Source organism: Streptomyces sp. NPDC004539, from assembly GCF_040610055.1.
Lineage (GTDB): Bacteria > Actinomycetota > Actinomycetes > Streptomycetales > Streptomycetaceae > Streptomyces.
In genome coordinates, this window is record NZ_JBEXLS010000060.1 from 1 (window position 1) to 16,745 (window position 16,745).

The 16,745-nt window shown below is 72.7% G+C and carries 17 protein-coding genes; 13 read left to right on the forward strand and 4 right to left on the reverse strand.

Going from position 1 to position 16,745, the window contains the following annotated elements; translation table 11 throughout:
* Window positions 1–307 precede the first annotated feature (307 nt).
* Window positions 308–1,111, reverse strand: coding sequence for an exodeoxyribonuclease III (locus tag ABZX85_RS50245; protein ID WP_355885140.1), 804 nt, complete (start codon window positions 1,109–1,111; stop codon window positions 308–310).
* A 139-nt stretch (window positions 1,112–1,250) separates the two neighbouring features.
* Here ABZX85_RS50245 and ABZX85_RS50250 point away from each other — a divergent pair, with 139 nt between their 5' ends.
* Window positions 1,251–1,727, forward strand: coding sequence for a GNAT family N-acetyltransferase (locus ABZX85_RS50250; protein ID WP_355885141.1), 477 nt, complete (start codon window positions 1,251–1,253; stop codon window positions 1,725–1,727).
* 164 nt (window positions 1,728–1,891) lie between these two features.
* Here the strand turns inward: ABZX85_RS50250 and ABZX85_RS50255 are convergent, their stop codons facing one another.
* Both ABZX85_RS50255 and ABZX85_RS50260 read right to left on the reverse strand, forming a co-directional pair.
* On the reverse strand, window positions 1,892–2,539 hold the full coding sequence (locus ABZX85_RS50255; RefSeq protein ID WP_355885142.1) for a response regulator transcription factor: 648 nt from the start codon (window positions 2,537–2,539) through the stop codon (window positions 1,892–1,894).
* Between the two features lie 19 nt (window positions 2,540–2,558).
* The gene (locus ABZX85_RS50260) at window positions 2,559–3,854 is read right to left on the reverse strand and encodes a sensor domain-containing protein (protein ID WP_355885143.1); all 1,296 of its coding nucleotides are present in this window, start codon (window positions 3,852–3,854) and stop codon (window positions 2,559–2,561) included.
* A 133-nt stretch (window positions 3,855–3,987) separates the two neighbouring features.
* Between ABZX85_RS50260 and ABZX85_RS50265 the strand changes: the two genes are divergently transcribed.
* Both ABZX85_RS50265 and ABZX85_RS50270 read left to right on the forward strand, forming a co-directional pair.
* Window positions 3,988–4,824, forward strand: a complete 837-nt coding sequence (locus tag ABZX85_RS50265; protein WP_355885144.1) for an ABC transporter ATP-binding protein — start codon at window positions 3,988–3,990, stop codon at window positions 4,822–4,824.
* Window positions 4,818–7,214, forward strand: coding sequence for an ABC transporter permease (locus ABZX85_RS50270; protein ID WP_355885145.1), 2,397 nt, complete (start codon window positions 4,818–4,820; stop codon window positions 7,212–7,214). The genes ABZX85_RS50265 and ABZX85_RS50270 overlap by 7 nt, the downstream gene beginning before the upstream one ends.
* Window positions 7,215–7,282: 68 nt before the next feature.
* Here ABZX85_RS50270 and ABZX85_RS50275 read toward each other — a convergent pair whose 3' ends face one another.
* A complete protein-coding gene (locus ABZX85_RS50275) occupies window positions 7,283–8,209 on the reverse strand; it encodes a LysR family transcriptional regulator (RefSeq protein WP_355885146.1) in 927 nt (308 codons plus the stop codon).
* Between the two features lie 83 nt (window positions 8,210–8,292).
* Between ABZX85_RS50275 and ABZX85_RS50280 the strand changes: the two genes are divergently transcribed.
* From ABZX85_RS50280 to ABZX85_RS50325, 10 genes are all read left to right on the forward strand, one after another.
* Window positions 8,293–9,054: a sulfite exporter TauE/SafE family protein gene (locus tag ABZX85_RS50280; RefSeq protein WP_355885147.1), complete on the forward strand. Its 762-nt coding sequence runs from the start codon at window positions 8,293–8,295 to the stop codon at window positions 9,052–9,054.
* A 17-nt stretch (window positions 9,055–9,071) separates the two neighbouring features.
* Window positions 9,072–9,563, forward strand: a complete 492-nt coding sequence (locus ABZX85_RS50285) for a hypothetical protein (protein ID WP_355885148.1) — start codon at window positions 9,072–9,074, stop codon at window positions 9,561–9,563.
* Between the two features lie 435 nt (window positions 9,564–9,998).
* A complete protein-coding gene (locus ABZX85_RS50290) occupies window positions 9,999–10,181 on the forward strand; it encodes a cypemycin family RiPP (protein ID WP_355885149.1) in 183 nt (60 codons plus the stop codon).
* A 315-nt stretch (window positions 10,182–10,496) separates the two neighbouring features.
* Entirely contained in the window at window positions 10,497–12,050 is a 1,554-nt protein-coding gene (locus tag ABZX85_RS50295; RefSeq protein WP_355885150.1) for an alpha/beta fold hydrolase, read from the forward strand.
* Window positions 12,040–12,600 carry a hypothetical protein gene (locus tag ABZX85_RS50300; RefSeq protein ID WP_355885151.1) on the forward strand — a complete coding sequence of 187 codons (561 nt, stop codon included), beginning with the start codon at window positions 12,040–12,042 and terminating at the stop codon, window positions 12,598–12,600. The genes ABZX85_RS50295 and ABZX85_RS50300 overlap by 11 nt, the downstream gene beginning before the upstream one ends.
* A 2-nt stretch (window positions 12,601–12,602) precedes the next feature.
* Window positions 12,603–13,169, forward strand: a complete 567-nt coding sequence (locus ABZX85_RS50305; RefSeq protein WP_355885156.1) for a CypD family RiPP peptide-cysteine decarboxylase — start codon at window positions 12,603–12,605, stop codon at window positions 13,167–13,169.
* Window positions 13,162–13,899 carry a class I SAM-dependent methyltransferase gene (locus ABZX85_RS50310; RefSeq protein ID WP_355885152.1) on the forward strand — a complete coding sequence of 246 codons (738 nt, stop codon included), beginning with the start codon at window positions 13,162–13,164 and terminating at the stop codon, window positions 13,897–13,899. The genes ABZX85_RS50305 and ABZX85_RS50310 overlap by 8 nt, the downstream gene beginning before the upstream one ends.
* A complete protein-coding gene (locus ABZX85_RS50315; protein WP_355885153.1) occupies window positions 13,896–14,528 on the forward strand; it encodes an ATP-binding cassette domain-containing protein in 633 nt (210 codons plus the stop codon). The genes ABZX85_RS50310 and ABZX85_RS50315 overlap by 4 nt, the downstream gene beginning before the upstream one ends.
* Window positions 14,525–16,072: a hypothetical protein gene (locus ABZX85_RS50320; RefSeq protein ID WP_355885154.1), complete on the forward strand. Its 1,548-nt coding sequence runs from the start codon at window positions 14,525–14,527 to the stop codon at window positions 16,070–16,072. The genes ABZX85_RS50315 and ABZX85_RS50320 overlap by 4 nt, the downstream gene beginning before the upstream one ends.
* Before the next feature lie 79 nt (window positions 16,073–16,151).
* The gene (locus ABZX85_RS50325) at window positions 16,152–16,325 is read left to right on the forward strand and encodes a hypothetical protein (RefSeq protein WP_355885155.1); all 174 of its coding nucleotides are present in this window, start codon (window positions 16,152–16,154) and stop codon (window positions 16,323–16,325) included.
* Window positions 16,326–16,745: the final 420 nt, after the last annotated feature.

The following is a 16,745-nucleotide window of genomic DNA, read 5'->3' on the forward strand; positions in this document are numbered from 1 at the left end:
CGGGCAGCGGGCAGCGGGCAGCGGGCAGCGGGCAGCGGGCAGCGGGCAGCGGGCAAAACTACCCGGCCCAACCCCGGGCAAGCACCATCCCCAGATGCCGGGCGCCGTTCGGCAGGCGGCAGGCGGCAGGCGGCAGGCGGCAGGCGGCAGGCGGCAGGCGGCAGGCGAACGTAGCCACTCACGGAAACTCAGCGCAGCAGCACCCGACAGAACCCAGCAACCCCCACGAACCTCAGGGGCGCGGGGAACTGCGCGACCAGCCACAACGCACCCGCACCCTCCAGAACTCAGCCACCCCCACAACCCCTCACACCTCGTACACCACCGTCACCGGCGCATGATCCGACCACCGCTCCCCATGCGTCGCCGCCCGCTCGACATACCCCTTGACCGCCTTCCCCGCCAGCCCCGGCGTCGCGACGTGATAGTCGATCCGCCAACCCGTGTCGTTGTCGAACGCACGCCCCCGATACGACCACCAGGAGTACGGCCCCTCAACATCGGGATGCAGCGCACGCACGACATCGACGTACCCCCCGTCCCCCTCGTCGAACACCCCGCTCAACCACTCCCGCTCCTCCGGCAGAAACCCGGAGTTCTTCGTGTTGCCCCGCCAGTTCTTGAGGTCGGCCTGCTGATGAGCGATGTTCCAGTCACCACAGACGAGAACCTCACGCCCCTCAGCAGCGGCCCGCACCCGCAACCCCTTGAGATGCGCGAGGAACTCGTCCATGAACCGGATCTTCTCGTCCTGCCGCTCGGTCCCGACCTCACCGGAGGGCAGGTAGAGCGATACGACCGTCACACCGGGAAGGTCCGCCTCGACATACCGCCCGCTCCCGTCGAACTCCTCCGACCCGAACCCGACCCGCACCGCGTCCGGCTCACGCCGCGTGTAGAGGGAGACCCCGGCCCGCCCCTTCGCCGCGGCCGGCGCATGCGTGACGAACCACCCCTCCGGCGCCCGCACCTCCTCCGGCAACTGCTTCTCCTCGGCCCGCACCTCCTGGAGACACAGCACATCGGCGGAAGTCTCCGCGAGCCACTCCACGAACCCCTTCTTCGCGGCGGCACGCAGCCCGTTCACGTTCACGGTCGTCACGGTGAACACAACACTCGCCTCTCAGCTCGCGGCCACGTGACACCCTTTTTCCCTGGTCACCGTCAGCCCGCGGGAACGATACCGGCACACTGGACCAAGCCCGGACAACCACCCGCCTCCCCTCCTGCATAGAAGTACAGTGAAACGCATGAACATACGCAACCTCCCCTTCGACCACCCCGACGCCGTCAAGCTCAACGACGAGGTCCAGGCCGAGTACCACGAGCGCTACGGCGACGGCGGCGACGCCACCCACCTGGCACCCTCCGACTTCCAGCCGCCCCGGGGCCTCTACCTCATCGCCTACGACGACTCCGACCGCCCCGTCGCCACCGGCGGCTGGCGCAGCCAGGACCAGAACGACGAGGGCTACTCGGACGGCGACGCCGAACTGAAGCGCATGTTCGTCGTCCGCGAGATGCGCGGCGTCGGCCTGGCCCGCCGCATCCTCGCCGCCCTGGAGGACGACGCCCGCGCCGCCGGCCGCACCCGCATGGTCCTGGAGACCGGCACCGAGCAGCCCGAGGCCATCGCCCTCTACCTCTCCAGCGGCTACGAGCCGTGCCCGAAGTTCGGCTACTACCGCGATTACCAGTCGAGCCTCTGCTACGCGAAACCGCTGTAACCCCTCACCTCCTCAGCCCCTCTCTCCCGTCCCCTCCCGCCTTCCCCGCCCGTACCCCTTCATCGTTCCGGCCCCGCCACCCGGTTCACGAATCCGCAGATTTCCCAAAACTTTTTTCCGCACCCCGCCCACCCCGCCCCACCACCCCATTCCCACCCCGCCCCTCACCCCCGCAAGAACGCCAACACCGCCAACACCCTCCGATGCCCCTCCCCCTCCGGCGGCAGATCCAGCTTCACCAGGATCGACCCGATGTGCTTCCCCACCGCCGCCTCCGACACCACCAGCTCCCGGGCGACCGCCGCATTGGACCGCCCCTCGGCGACCAGCGCCAGCACCTCCCGCTCCCGTGCGGTGAGCCGCGCGAGCGGGTCCCGGCGGCGGCGCAGCAACTGCCGTACGACCTCGGGATCGACGACCGTCCCGCCGCCCGCGACCTCGGTCAGCGCGGCGACGAACTCCTCGACCTGCCCGACCCGGTCCTTGAGGAGGTAGCCGACGCCGGCGCCGTCCCCGGAGTCGAGCAGATCGGCGGCGTAGGCGTGCTGCACGTACTGGCTGAGCACGAGCACCGGCAGCCCGGGCCGCTCCTCCCGCAGCAGGACGGCGGCACGCAGCCCCTCGTCCTGGAACCCGGGCGGCATGCGGACATCGGTGACGACGACGTCCGGCGCCTGCTCCCGCACCGCCGCGAGCAGCCCGTCCGCGTCCCCGACGGCCGCGACGACCTCGTGCCCGAACCGGTCGAGCAGCGCGCACAGCCCGTCGCGCAGCAGCACCCCGTCCTCGGCCAGGACGACCCTCAGCCCCACCGGCGCTCCCTCTCCCCCGTCAACGCCCGGCAGCGCAGGGCATCTCCACCCGCAGCACGGTCGGCCCGCCCACCGGACTGCTCAGCGCCAGTCTTCCACCCACCACCGACACCCGGTCGGCGAGCCCGGTGATCCCGCTCCCCCGGGCGGCGTCCGCCCCGCCGCGCCCGTCGTCGCCGACCTCGGCCACCAGCCGCCCCTCCCGCAGCGCGACCCGCACCCAGGCCCGCCCGGCGCCGCTGTGCTTGGCGACGTTGGCGAGCGCCTCCCGGACCACGAAGTACGCGGCTGCCTCGACGGCGTCCGGCAGCCGCCCCGGGAGCGCGCAGCGCGTCTCGACGGGGACGGGCGAGCGGTCGGCGACGTCGGCGACGGCCGCGGGGAGCCCGTGGTCGACGAGGACCCGGGGGTGGATGCCCTGGATCAGCTCCCGGAGTTCCGCGAGCGCCGCGCCCGCCTCCTCGTGCGCGCGCGCCAGTTGCCCGGCGAGCGCGCTGCCCGGCGGCGCGTCGAGACGGGCGAGGCCGAGGGCCATCGAGAGGGCGACGAGCCGTTGCTGGGCGCCGTCGTGCAGATCGCGTTCGATGCGCCGCCGCTCGGCCTCGAAGGCGTCGACCAGACGGGCCCGGGAGCGGGTGAGTTCGACGACCCGTGCGCCGAGGTCGCTCCCGCGCGGGGCGACGAGAAGCCGGGTCAGCGCACCGCGCGCGCCCGCGGCGACGCCGAGGACGTAGAGCCCGGCGGCCAGCAGCAGCATCCCGCCCAGGCAGGCCGCGCAGGCGGCGGGCCACCCGGTGACCGTCCACACCTTGAGCACCTTGGTCTCGCGCCCGCCGCCGACCGTGCCGAACAGCACCGGCGTCGCGATCGCCGCCAGCGGCCCGCCCAGCGCGACGGCGAGCAGCAGCACCTCGGCCGGCCACCACAGGCAGGCCGTCAGCACGGCGTGCCCCAGTTCCCGCCAGGTGGCCCGCTCCCGGACCCGTACGGCCAGCCAGCCCCGCAGCCCCGGTACGACGGGCTCGGCGTGCGCCCCGGGCGCCTCCTCCCGGTCGACGAGCCGCAGCCGGCGCCGTTCCAGCGCGGCCACGGGCAGCCCGGCGAACGCGAGGCACCCGAGCAGCGGCAGCCCGACGAGGACGACGGCCAGCGCGCCCCCCGCGACCGTCAGCAGGACCAGCCCCACCAGGACGAACGCCCCGGTCAGCGCGCCCGTCAGCAGATACAGCACCGCCCGCCAGGGCCACGGCGACAGTAGGTACCCCCGCCCGGCCAGGCCCTCCCACACGTTCCGCGCGCTCTCGTCCCGCCCCATGCGGATCACCGTAGAAGCACCGCGCGGACCAGGCCATACGGCGAAGCCCACCCCCGGGGGTATGCCTGGCCCCACCCCAGGTGTCGCCCCTGCCCCAACGACCGCGCGGGCCTGCGGACGGTTCGCTGGCTCCATGACCTCGACAGCTCCGGCCACACCCGGCGACACACCCCGTCCCGCCGTCCGACTGACCTCCGTGACCAGGCGGTACGACGCCGGCGTGACCGCCCTCGACGACCTCTCCGTGACCTTCCCCGCCGGGTCCTTCACCGCCGTGATGGGACCGTCCGGCTCCGGCAAGTCGACGCTGCTCCAGTGCGCCGCGGGCCTGGACCGGCCGACGTCCGGTTCGGTGCGGATCGACGGCGTCGAGCTGACCGGGCTGAGCGAGCGCCGGCTCACGCTGCTGCGGCGCGCGCACATCGGCTTCGTGTTCCAGTCGTTCAACCTGCTGCCGTCCCTGACGGCCGCCCAGAACGTGGCCCTTCCGCTGCGGCTGGCCGGCCGTCGTCCGGCGCCCGCGCGGGTGCGTGAGGTGCTCGCCCGGGTCGGACTCGCCGACCGCGCGGGCCGGCGTCCCGGCGAGCTGTCGGGCGGCCAGCAGCAACGCGTCGCCCTCGCGCGGGCGTTGATCACCCGTCCGCGTGTGCTGTTCGGCGACGAGCCGACCGGCGCCCTGGACTCGTCGACCGGCCGCGAGGTGCTGCGGCTGCTGCGCGGGATGGTCGACACCGAGGGCCAGACGGTCGTCATGGTGACCCACGATCCGCTGGCCGCGTCGTACGCGGACCGGGTGCTGTTCCTCGTCGACGGGCGGGTGCAGGGCGAGCTGGCGGGAGCGGGGGCGGAGACGATCGCCGCGCGGATGGCGGGGCTGTCGGCAGGGGGGCCGGGCGCTCGCAGCGCCCCCGGCACGCACGCGTGCCTTCCCGCCGCTCCCGGTGCCCGACAGGAGGCGCTGCCGTGCTGAGCTTCACTCTGGCGGGCCTGCGTACGCGCTGGGTGACGTTCCTCGGCGCGTTCGTCGCCCTCGCGCCCGCGGTGGCCCTGCTCGTCGTCATGGGGCAGGCACTGGCCGCCACGCTCCAGGCGCCCCCGCGCGTCCCGGAGCGGTTCGCGGCGGCGCCCGTCGTCGTCCGCGCCGAGGACACCCTGAGGGTGCCCACCCCGACCGGTGTCCGCACCGCCGAACTCGCCATCCCGCACCCCCTCTCCGCCGAGACCCTCACCGCCCTGCGCGCCACGGGCCGCGTCACCGAGGACCGGGCCTTCCCGGTCGGCCTAGGCGGCGACGTCATCGGCCACCCGTGGTCGACGGCGCGTTTCGCCCCGTACCGCCTCAACGCGGGACGTCCGCCGCAAAGTTCCCACGAGGTCGTGGCGACCGGGACCTGGGCAGCACTGGGCGCTCAACTCCGGACGTCCCAGGGCACGTTCACGGTCGTCGGCCGCGCGGACGACCTCGGTTTCGAGCGCGCGCTCTTCTTCACGGACGCCCAGGCCGCCGCCCTCGCCCCGCGGACGGTCCAGGCGGTGGTCGAGGCCGACGCGGCGGCCGTCCGCGCCACGCTGGCGGGCACGGACGCGAAGGTCCTGACCGGTGCCGCCCGCGCGGACGCCGACGCGCGTCCGGACCGTCAGGCGGAGCAACTGACCGGGCTGAACGCCCTGTTCGGGACGGCCGGCGGGGTCACCGGGTTCGTCTCGATCGCCGTCGTGGCCTCCACGTTCGCGTTCACGGTCGCCCAGCGGCGCCGCGAGTTCGGCCTGCTGCGGATGGCGGGCGCGACGCCGGGACAGGTCCGGCGGACGGTTCTCGCGGAGGCCCTGCTGATCGGTGTCCTGGCGTCGGCGGCGGGCTGCGTGCTCGGCGCGTACGCGGCACCGTACGCGGCGGACCTGGTCGTGGACGCCGGTCTCGCCCCCTCCTGGTTCACCGTCGGCGGCCGGTCCTGGCCGTACCACGCGGCCTTCTGGACGGGCCTGACGGTCGCCCTGAGCGGCGCGGTGGCCGCGTCCTGGCGCGCGGGCCGCACCGCCCCGACGCAGGCCCTGCGCGAGGCGTCCGTCGACACGGACACGCTGCCCCGGGGGCGCCGGTGGTGCGGCGCCGCCCTCCTGCTGACGGCGGTCGCGACCCTGGCGTACGGCCTGCTGAGCGACCCGGGCGACCTCCTGCACCGCAAGACGTACATCAGCCGCCCGATGCTGCTGATCACGGCGGTGGCCCTGCTGTCGCCCGTCCTGATCCGCCCTCTGGTCCGGCTGCTCTCCTGGCCGGCCACCCGCTTCCGGGGCGCGGTGGGTCTCCTCGCGCGCGAGAACGCCTCCGCCGCCCTGCGCCGCACGGCCTCCCTGGCGGCGCCCGTCCTCGTCACCGTCGCCCTCTCCGGGTCGCTCCTGGGCGCCCCCGCGACGCTCGCGGAGGCACGCGTGCGTGAAGCACGTCAGCAGACGGCCGCGGACTTCGTCGCCCTGCCGTCGGACCCGGCCTCGGCCGAACGCCTCAAGCACCTCCCGGGAGCCGTCGTGTCGGCCTCCGCCCCCACGGTCCTGCACACCCTGGAGGACGGCGTCGCCCTGGTGAAGTCCGAGGCCCGCGCGGTCGATCCGGCTCTGCTGGAGGCCGTCTCGCGGCTCCCGGTGACGGCCGGGAGCCTCACTGACCTCGACGACGGTTCGATCGTCGTCACGGAGGAATGGGCGCGGCACAGGGTCGGCGAGAAGGTCGGCGTGTGGCTCGCGGACGGCACGCCCCGGACCCTGCGGATCGCCGCCGTCCTCGCCGTCGGCACGGGCGCGGGCGGCGCGTACGTCACCCCGGCGAACGCCCCCGGGGCGACGGTCGACCGCGTCGACGTACGCGTACGCGCGGGCGCCGACCGTACGGCGGTGGAGGCGGCGCTCCGCGCGGTGGGCGGGGTGCGGACGCTCACCACGGCCCAGTGGGCGTCGGCCACCCGTCCCGCCTCGAACCGTGCCGCGCGCGTGGGTGTCTTCCTCGTCCTGGGCATCGCCGTGCTCTACACAGCCCTCGCCCTGGTCAACACCCTGCTGATCGCCGCGTCCGACAGGGGCCGCGAGCTGACGTCCCTGCGGCTGGCCGGCGCGACCCGCGCCCAACTCCTGCGCCTCACCGCCCTGGAGGCCCTCGTCGTCGTGGGCGCGGGCGCGTGCCTGGGCCTGCTGGTGACGTTCGCCGAGCTCTCCGGGATGAGCGCGGCCCTGCACCTCCTGTCGGCGCCCCCGGCCCTGTCGCCGCCCTGGGCGGCCCTGGGCGCGGTCACGGCCGTGTGCGCGCTGCTCGCGGTCCTCGCGTCGGCAGCCGCGCTCGGCGCGCGTGCGGGGCGCAAGGCGTGACGGGCCGGAGCCACGCGGCGGGAAGCCCTCCCCCGCCCCCCTCTCCCGCCGCGTTCCCCCGGCGCTCCTCAAACGCCCTCGACGGCCCCTGAGGCCCCGGAGACCGGCTCCGCGAGCCCCGCCCGCCTCAAGTGGTCCGCGAGGGCCGTGACGGCCGTCCTGGGGCTGTCCCTGACGCCCCAGGCCAGCAGGTGCCGGCGGTGTGCCCAGGCGTCCTGGAGTTCGCACACGTCGAGCGGCTGCCCCGGATCGAGGGCCCGGCGCGGGACGACCGCGAGGCCGACCCCGGCCGTCGCGAGCGCCACCAGGACGTTCAGGCTCACGACGGTCGTCCGGTACCGCGCCACCGGGGCGCGCTCCCCGAGGCAGCGGTCGATCCAGCGGCGCAGCGAGGAACTCTCGTCGAGCCCGACGAGCGGATGCTCGGCGGCCTCCGCGTACGACACGGACGTCCGCCCGGAGAGAATCCCCCCGGCCTGTCCGACCACGACGAGGGAGTCGTCGCCCAGGGGTTCCGTCCGCAGGCCGCAGTCGTGCGCCTCCGCCTCCATGACGACGCCCAGGTCCGCCTCGCCGTCGGCGAGTCTACGCACGGTCCTGGGGGTGGGGCTCTCGCCGACCGTGACATCGACGTCCGGGTGCGCGCCGAGGAACGTCACCAGGGCCCGCGGCACGAGCCGGTGCATGGCGGAGCCGCCGCCCAGCAGGACGAGCGGGGCCGTGGGAGAGCGGCTGTAGCTGGCGACGGCGCCCTCCAGGCGGGCGGTGCGGTCGAGCACGTCGCGCGCGTGCCGGGCGAGGGTCGTGCCGGCCGGGGTGGGCCGTACGCCGCGTCGTTCGCGGACCAGGAGGGCGACGTCCGCCTGGCGCTCCAGCGCGCGTACGCGTGCGCTGGCCGACGGGAGGCTGAGGTGCATCCTGCGGGCGCCGGCTGTGATGGACCCCTCCGTCACGACGTGGAGGAAGAGCCGCAGGTCGTCCAGGTCGTAGCGCACGTCCTCAGCCTACGGCCGGGCCTTAGGCAGGATGCGTCGATCGCGCATTGTGGGCGCGCCGGTGGTACCGGGATGCTCGACGGGTGTCCGAGTTGCTGATCGTCCTGCTGGCCGGTGTCGCCTCCGGCGCCCTGAACGCCATCGGGGGCGGCGGTACGTTCGTCGCGCTGCCCGCCCTCGTCGCCCTCGGCGTGCCCCCGGTCACCGCGAACGCGGTGTCCCGGGTCGCGCTGGTGCCCGGTTCGGTGGCGAGCGCGTGGGTGTACCGGCGGGAGATCAAGCAGGTCGGAGCGGTTTCGACGCGGACCCTGACGGCGATCAGCGTGCTGGGCGGCGCGGTCGGCGCGGCGCTCCTGCTGGCCCTCCCGGCGTCGTCCTTCGACGCGGCGGTCCCCTGGCTGCTGGCGTTCGCGACGGTGGCCCTGGCCTGCGGTCCCCGTCTCTCCCGGGCGCTCGCCGCCTCCCGGGGACGCACCGCCCTGCTGTCCCCGCCCGCCCTCCTGACGAGCCAGTTCGTGCTGGGCGTGTACGGCGGATACTTCGGCGGAGCCGTAGGCATCCTGATGATGGCCCTGTGGAGCGTCGGTACGGGTCTCGACGCGGCGACGGGCAATCCGATGCGCACGGCGCAGGTGACGGCCGTCTATCTGAGCGCGACGGTCCTGTTCCTCGCGGCCTCCGACGCGCTGAGCGCCCCGCGTCACCTGACGGCCCTCCTGGCGGGCGCGGTCGTCGGCGGCTTCGCGGGCGCCCACCTGGGCCGCCGGATGCCCGCCCGGCTGCTCCAGGGCATCGTCCTGGCGACGGCGGCGGCGATGACGGTCCTGTACTTCCTACGCGGCTGACGCCGAGGAGCCCCCCCATGACCGAACAGATCCCCGCGCCGCTCCACGCGCGCGTGGCCGTCTCCTACCGCGCGTGCCTCCTGTCCGACCTCGCCCGGACGGCCGTCCCGATCCCCGAGTCCTCCCCCACCCCCGGCGCCCTCCTGTCCGAGGCCGCCGCCATCCTCACCGCCGCCCACCGACTCCTGGAGGCCGCGGCCGTCCACGAACGCCTCGCGGGCACCGACTGGGACACCATCGGCACCACCCTGAACATCTCCCCCCGCGCCGCCCGCGTCCGCTTCGCCCTCGCCGAGGCGGCCTTCCACGACCAACTGCGCCGCCCCACAGCCCCCGACCCGGCCACGGCCGCCCAACTCCCGTCCTACGTCCTCCAGGAGCCCCTGGAAGCCGCCCTCGACCTCGACGACTGGGTCCTGCGCCACCCGGACAACGAAACCCCACCCGGCCCCACCCCGGTCTCCGGCGCCCTCCCCCGGACACCCCGTCAGCAGAAGAGCCCATCCTGAGCGGACGGTGGGTACACGCCCTGACATGGCAGATGCCGATCCGCATCAGCAGGACCACCACGCGCCCAGCAGTCGGCCCGGCCTCGATCCGGACGGCGCCGACCGGTCCGAGCTCCCCAGGCCCGCAGGAACCCGTCACCGCCAACGAAATCACCGCCCCAGCCTTCCGAGTCGCCCCTTGTAAAGATTTTATCTGGATGACCGAAAAGAGTCGCTAATTCTGTCGCTTTCCGCGCCCCACACCATTCAGCGACCGACGGGACAGTCGCCTTGACGATTCCTTTAAGGTCCGCCTAAGATCGGCCCGCGACCTTGAGTTGCAAACGTTGTACAGCACGTTCACTCAGAGCGGGCGACGGGGGTGGCAACGTTCGATGCGCCGAGACCATTCGCTCGCATGTCCATTGGCGAAAGGTTAGTGAAGTGCGATCCGAAATGACTCTCACGGGCTCGAATTCCGCCGAGGCTCTGGCGGCGCAGGAGTTCGCGAACAGCGTTCTCAGCTTGGCGGTCCCGGGCTTCCACGCGGACTGCGAGACGCCGGCCATGGCCACACCGGCCACGCCGGCCGCTGCCCAATTCGTGATCCAGGGCAGCACGATCTGCCTGGTCTGCTGACACAGGACTGAGCCTGCCGCCGGAGAGGCCCGTCATGTCCGGGCCTCTCCGGCGCGCGGTTCCGCGATACTCACGACAACGGCCAGGTATGCGACGGGGGAGACGGACAGTCTGGTGAAATGGAAGTGGCGGGGGCAGCGCAAATCGAATTCTACAGTCGCCCAGGAAGCGGCGGATCGCACATTTCTTCCGATAGGGATCGGTCAGGCTCTGGCGGCTGCGGAAACCCTTTTTCTCCGCGAGGAATTCGAAAAGGACGGATATCTGAGGGGCACATCGGCCCAGCAGTATCCGGAAGGCACATTGAGACACCGGTTGGGCCGTGTACTCGACCATCCGCGCACCCCCCGATTACTCGCGGGAGTCACCCTGGCCGCATCGGCGGGGCTGGTGCTTGCCCGTGGCAACCGGAACGCGCAGATCGCCGCCGCGGCGGTCATCGCGACGTGCAACCGGCTGAGTGAGATCCGTACTCCGTACGGACGGGACGGCGCGGACCAGATGACAGCGGTCATCACCCAGTACCGGGCCCTCACCGGGCTGATTCCCGACCAGCGGCTCTCCGACGACCTCTTCCTGCGCGCGGTCAACCTCCAGGCCGGACTGAGCTACGCGGTCTCGGGGATCTCCAAGGCATTCGGCAGCAGTTGGGTCCAGGGCGACGCGCTGCTCGAGGTCCTCCGGACAGAGGCGTACGGCCGGGGCCCCGCCGCGACGATCCTGCGCGAGTACCCGCGCCTCTGCCGGGCCCTGACTGTCGGGACGGTGGTGTGGGAGACGTCCTTCCCGCTCGTCTACCTGTTGCCGCGCGAGCATGCCTCCCACGCGCTCACGGCCGTCAAGGCATTCCACGTCGGCGTGGCGACCGCCATGGAACTGCCGCGCTTCGTCTGGGGGTTCTTCGGATCGCATGGAGCCGTCGGCTACGTTCTGGACACCCGGGGCACCTCCCGGACGTTCGAGAAGGCCGTGTTCGGCATCGCCGCCGGCGCCGTCCTCACGAGCGCGCTGATCGCCCGCGAAAAGCGCCGGATCGCCGAGCAGCGCCGCCTCGGCCCCAAGGGCGCCGCACGGCTCCGCCACGCCCACGGCGACATCGAGTACCGAGTGGACCGCCCCGCACAGGGGACCCCCTCCGGCGCGGTGATCATCCTGGAGTGCGGCCTCGGGCAGTCCTTCGAATCGTGGGAATGGGTCGCGGAGAGCCTGGCCGAGGACCATACGGTCATCCGCTACCACCGCTCCGGATACGGGCTCACGACGTCCCGGGCGGCGAACGGCGACCTCCTCGCCGCCGTGCTCGACGAGGTCGGTGTCGAGGGCCGGATCGTGGTGGCCACCCACTCGATCGGGTCGCTGAGCGCCGCCTCCTACCTGGGTGAAGGGCCCCTCGCCGGCCGGGTCGAGAAACTGATCGTCGTCGACGGCACCGACCCGGTGCTGCTGGACGAGGACCGCACGGACCGCAGGCGGCTCGGCCGCTTCCTCCAGGCGCAGGTCTACACGCTCGTGGCGGCGCTCACCGGGATCTACGAGTGGGCTCCCAACGCGGTGGAGCGACAGGCGGGCTACACGCCCGACGTCCAGTACAGCCACGTGCAGTTCGTGTTCTCGCCGAGAAACATCGTCAACTCGGTCCGCGAGTACCGCGGTATGAAGACCCAGGGCGCCGTGGAGCGCCTCGGCGCGGTCGGCTCCGTCCTGGTCGTCGCCTCGGACGAGTACGCCGACCAGCAGGCGGTGCTGGCCGAGAAGCTCGGGGCGGAGTACGAGGTGGTACGCGGCTCGGCGCACCGGTCGATCATCGGGTACCGGGAGCACGCCGAACTGGTCGAGGGCGCTATCAGAAGGTTCATCGATGTCTGCTGACCGGCTCAAGGGCGGGGTGGCCGCCGTCGCGGTCGGGGCGCTCGCGGCGCACCTGGTGGCGACCGTGCTCCAGAACACCCCCGACTCGTACAACCAGGACATGCGCATGTTCACGGGCGGCTGGCCCATTCCCGGCTGGCGATTCTTCGCACCGAACCCGGGCGTGCAGAACGTGCACCTGCTGGTACGGGAGACCACCGACGAGGGCCCGACGCCGTGGCGCGACGTGACGCCCGTCGTACCGCACGGATGGACACAGGTGCTGTACAACCCTCAAAGCCGCGGGCCCAAGGCGCTCTTCGACGCCATGCAGCAGCTCTCCGTCATGAGCGCGAATCAGGCCGACTTCTCGTGGGTCACCCGGAGCCTGCCGTACGACCTGGTGCTCGCGGCGAGCCGGGCCGCGGTGACCGACGAGGCTCGGGCGCTGCAATTCCTGCTGATGAACGTGTTCCCCAGTGCGCCCGAGGAGCAGCGGATGAAGCCGGTCCTCACCTCCGAGTGGATCACCTTGGACGCCACCCGCCGCCCGGCGGGAGCCGCCGCGTGACCATGGAGAGGTTCGAGGGGGCGGAGCTGCACGTCCATGTCACGGGCTCCATCAGCGCCGCGCTCGTGCCGTGGTGGCTCCACTGGCTGCGGGAGTTCCAGCCGGAGCTGGCCGTGAACGTGTCGGTGACGCCCGCCGCGTCGCGGTTCCTGGCGGTCCGGGCGCTGCGCCACCTGGCCAACGGCGCGGTGTGGGTCGACTCCTGGGACGACCCCGACGTACCGCGCGAGGTCAACTCGGGGAAGAGCGGCTCCTCCGAGTGCTTCCTCGTCTTCCCCGCCACGCTGGACACCGTCATGCGCCTGGCTCAGGGACGCGCGGACTCGCCCGCCCTCATGATGCTCCAGCTGACCGACGCGCCCCTGGTGATCGCGGACACGTTCCCGGGGTCCAACGAGATCGTCGAGGACAACGTGCGGAGACTGAAGCTGCGCCCGAACGTCGAGTTCGCGCCGCGGGTCAACGGCGTACGCGCGAGCGACCGGCAGACGGCAGAGGTGGGTTTCAACCTGCCGGGTGCCCTGGCTGTGGCCAACAGGATGCGGAAGAAGGGGCGTTCCGGTGAGTGAACCGAGCGTGTACGACGAGGCGGCGATCGAGGCGTACGACCTGGTGTCGTCCAGGCTCTCCCCGGGGGCCGGGCTGGTGGCCTGGGTGTCGTCCCACCGGTCCCTGGACGGGACGACCGTCCTCGACCTGGGGTGCGGCACGGGCGTGTCCTCGTTCGCGCTCGCCGAGGCCGGTGCGCGGGTCGTGGCCGTCGACGCCTCCCGGCCGTCGCTGGACGTGCTGGAGAAAAGGCGCCTCGACCGCGACATCGAGGCGGTGGAGGGCGATTTCCGCGACCTCCGGGTCGACTCCGCGTTCGACGTCGTCACGATGTCCCGGAACACCTTCTTCCTCGCCCAGGAGCAGGAGGAGAAGATCGATCTCCTGCGGGGCATCGCCCGGCACCTGAAGCCGGGCGGCGCGGCCTTCCTGGACTGCACCGACCCGTCCGAGTTCCAGCGCGCGGGCGGCGACGCGCGGTCGGTCACCTACCCGCTGGGCCGGGAGCGGATGGTGACGGTGACGCAGACCTCGGACCGCGCCGCCCAGATGGTGCTGAGCATCTTCCAGGTGCAGGGCGCGTCCACTCTCACCGTGTTCCACGAGCACGCCACCTGGGCCACGGTGGCGGAGATCCGGCTGATGGCACGGATCGCGGGGCTGGAGGTGACGGGCGTCGACGGGTCGTACGCGGGAGAGCCCTACACCGCCCGCTCGCGGGAGATGCTGGTCGTTCTGGAGCGGCAGTGAGCGAAGTGCCGGCGATCGCCGCGGAGGACGCCACGGTCGTCCTGGACGGGACCACTCTCCTCGCCCCGACGACGTTCGCGGTGATGCCCGGCGCGTTCTGGTGCCTCACCGGAAGCAACGGCTCCGGAAAGACGACGCTCCTGCGTGCCTTCCTGGGGAGCCGGAGGCTGACGGGCGGCGCCGTGCTCGTGCGCGGCGAGACCGTCGACATGGCCAGGCCACGGCACCGGCGCCTGATGGCCTCGCTCGTCGAACCGATCCCCGTCGCCCGTGACATGACGCTCCGCGAGCAGGTGACCATGGTCGCCGCCTCCTGGTTCGGCAACACCACGGAGACCGCCGACCGCGCCGACGAGATCATCGGGCGGCTGGGGCTCACCGCGCTGGGCACCCGCTTCCCCTCCCAGCTCTCCTCCGGCCAACTCCAGCTCTTCAACCTGGCCCTGACCCTGGTCCGCCCGGCCGACGTCATCCTCCTCGACGAACCCGAGCGGCACCTCGACGCCGGTCGCGTCGACCTCGTCGCCGCCCTGCTCGCCGAGCGGGCGGAGCAGGGGACGTCGTTCCTGGTCGCCACCCACGAGGCCGCCATGGTGGACGCCTGCGACGGCGTCATGGAGCTGGGATGACCACGGACAGCGCCACCACGATCGAGGCCGACCCCAGGGACCGCGTCCACGCCGTACGGCACCGGTACGCCCACCGCGGCGGACGCGCCACGGTGCAGGACTGGGCGTACACCGTCTACCTCAGCGTCATCCTCGGCGCCGTCTACGTGGCACCCGTCGTCCACCTGATGCGCACCACGGAGGCGCTCGTCCCCCTGCCCTCCGCCGGGCCGGCGACATCCGCGGCCTGCCTGGTCGCGGCCGTGGCTGTCTGGGGGGCCCAGCTCACCAGCCGGTTCTGGGGACCTCTGGTGCTCAAGCCGTTCGTGCTGCACGTTTTCACGACGACGGACCTGTCCCCGGCGGACTACCTCAACACGATCGCCCGCCGCCGGCTCGCGTACGCGGGGCTCGGCACGTTCCTGACAGTCTGTACGGCGGCGTTCCTCGCGACCGACCTGTTCGACGACCCGGGAAGCACGCTGCTGCCGCAGGGCGTCGCCGTCGCGGTCGGCATCGGCGCCGTCGCCCCCGTGGCCTGGTTGTGGAGCCAGATCCGTACGGTCCGCGAGAACGTTCTGTTCGCCGGCGCCGTGGCCGTCGCGGCGACCGCCATCGCGCTGCTCGGCCGGTCCGCCCTCCTGGGCGGGGGCGGCCTGTGGCTCGTCACCGGTGTGCTCGCGGTCGCCGCCGCCGTCCTCGGCCGGTCCGCCTTCCGGTCCGTCCGTACGGTCGATCTCGCCCGGCTCACCCGGGAATCGGCGCGCGCCGCCGAAGCCCAGACCTTCGCCTGGACCGGCACGCTCCACCACGCGCTCGACCTGTACCGCCCCCAACCGCGCGGGCTCACCTCCGCCCTGACGCGCCGGGACGGGCGGCTGCGCGGCCACCTCGTCCAAGGTGCGGTCCGGGCGGTCCGTACTCGGGGCCGCGCCATCGCGGCGGCGGCGTTCCTGCCGACCGGCGGCGTCCTGCTGACGCTCGGAGTCGCCGAGCCGGACGCCCGGCCGGCGACGCTGTCCTGGGCGGCCGGCGCGGTCGGGGTGTACCTGGGGTCCGGATGGGTCGGTGAGAGCTGGCGCGGGCTGCGCGACGAGCTCGCTCTCGCCACGCTGCTCGGCGAATGGTGGGGTGGGCTGCTCGCCCGCACGTTGGCCTGGCCCGTCGTCGCAGTGGTCGTCACCGTGGGACTCGCGAGCAGTGTCACCGCCATGACCCGGCGGCCGCTCCAGGGCGGACCGGCCGACGCGGTGCTGCTCACGGCGGGATCGGTGGTGCTCGTGCTGGGTGCCAGGTTCCTGCGCGAGATGAAGATGAACCTGCCCGTCGAACTGCTGCTCCCCATCATCACGCCGCTGGGCGACCTCTCCGCCCTCCGCGTCTTCGTCTGGCAGTTCGACGGGCTCGTCATCGTCGTGGCCGGCGTCCTCGTCATGAACGGGATGCCGTCCGCCACCGGCGCCGCCCTGCTCGCGCTCATCACGGCCACCTGCTGCCTCTGGGGCGGCCTGCGCCGCACCGGTTGGTCCCTCCGGCCTTTCATCACCCGCCTCGGCCGGGCGTAGCGACACCCCCGGAAGTGGCGACGAAATCCTGACCGATCAATCGATCGGACGGGATCTCGTCAACCAGTCTTGAGCCGACTTGCGGGCGACGTGGATCGTGGAGCTGATGGCCGCCCACATCGACCACGACCTGATCGCGAAGGCCGCCGGCCTCGCCTCGGCCGCTTCCCTGACCCGCTACCAACACCACGTGCCTCCCCTGAAGGTCGGCCAGCTCGACACACTCCGGCGCGCTGGAACTGATCGACCGTGAACTCACGGGCCGTCCGGGACCTGCCGGACTGCCGGTGCGCACTGTGCCGGTCGGGCTGCTTCTGTCGCCGCACTACCACCACACCGCCGGCCTCGCCGCAGTCTTCCGCGTCCTGACCGGCGAACTGCGGCCACAGGCTCGCGCCTGGCTCGGCGTCCCCGAACTCGCCCACCGCCACGGCCTGTTCAAGGGCCGGCCTCGGCCCCACCGGCGTTCAAGCACCCATAGAACAAGCCCAGGAAATGCAAAGATCCCGCCCGATCAACAGATCGGACGGGATCTCGTCAACTGAACCCGAGCTAACTCAAGAACAGTCGTTGCTGGTGGGCTGTTCACGAGTGGGGTTGACGTGCAGTTCTGAGCCCGTTCGAAGATCTTTTCCCTTGGGCGAGGTGATCGTTCCCCGTCGGTGGGCTTCTC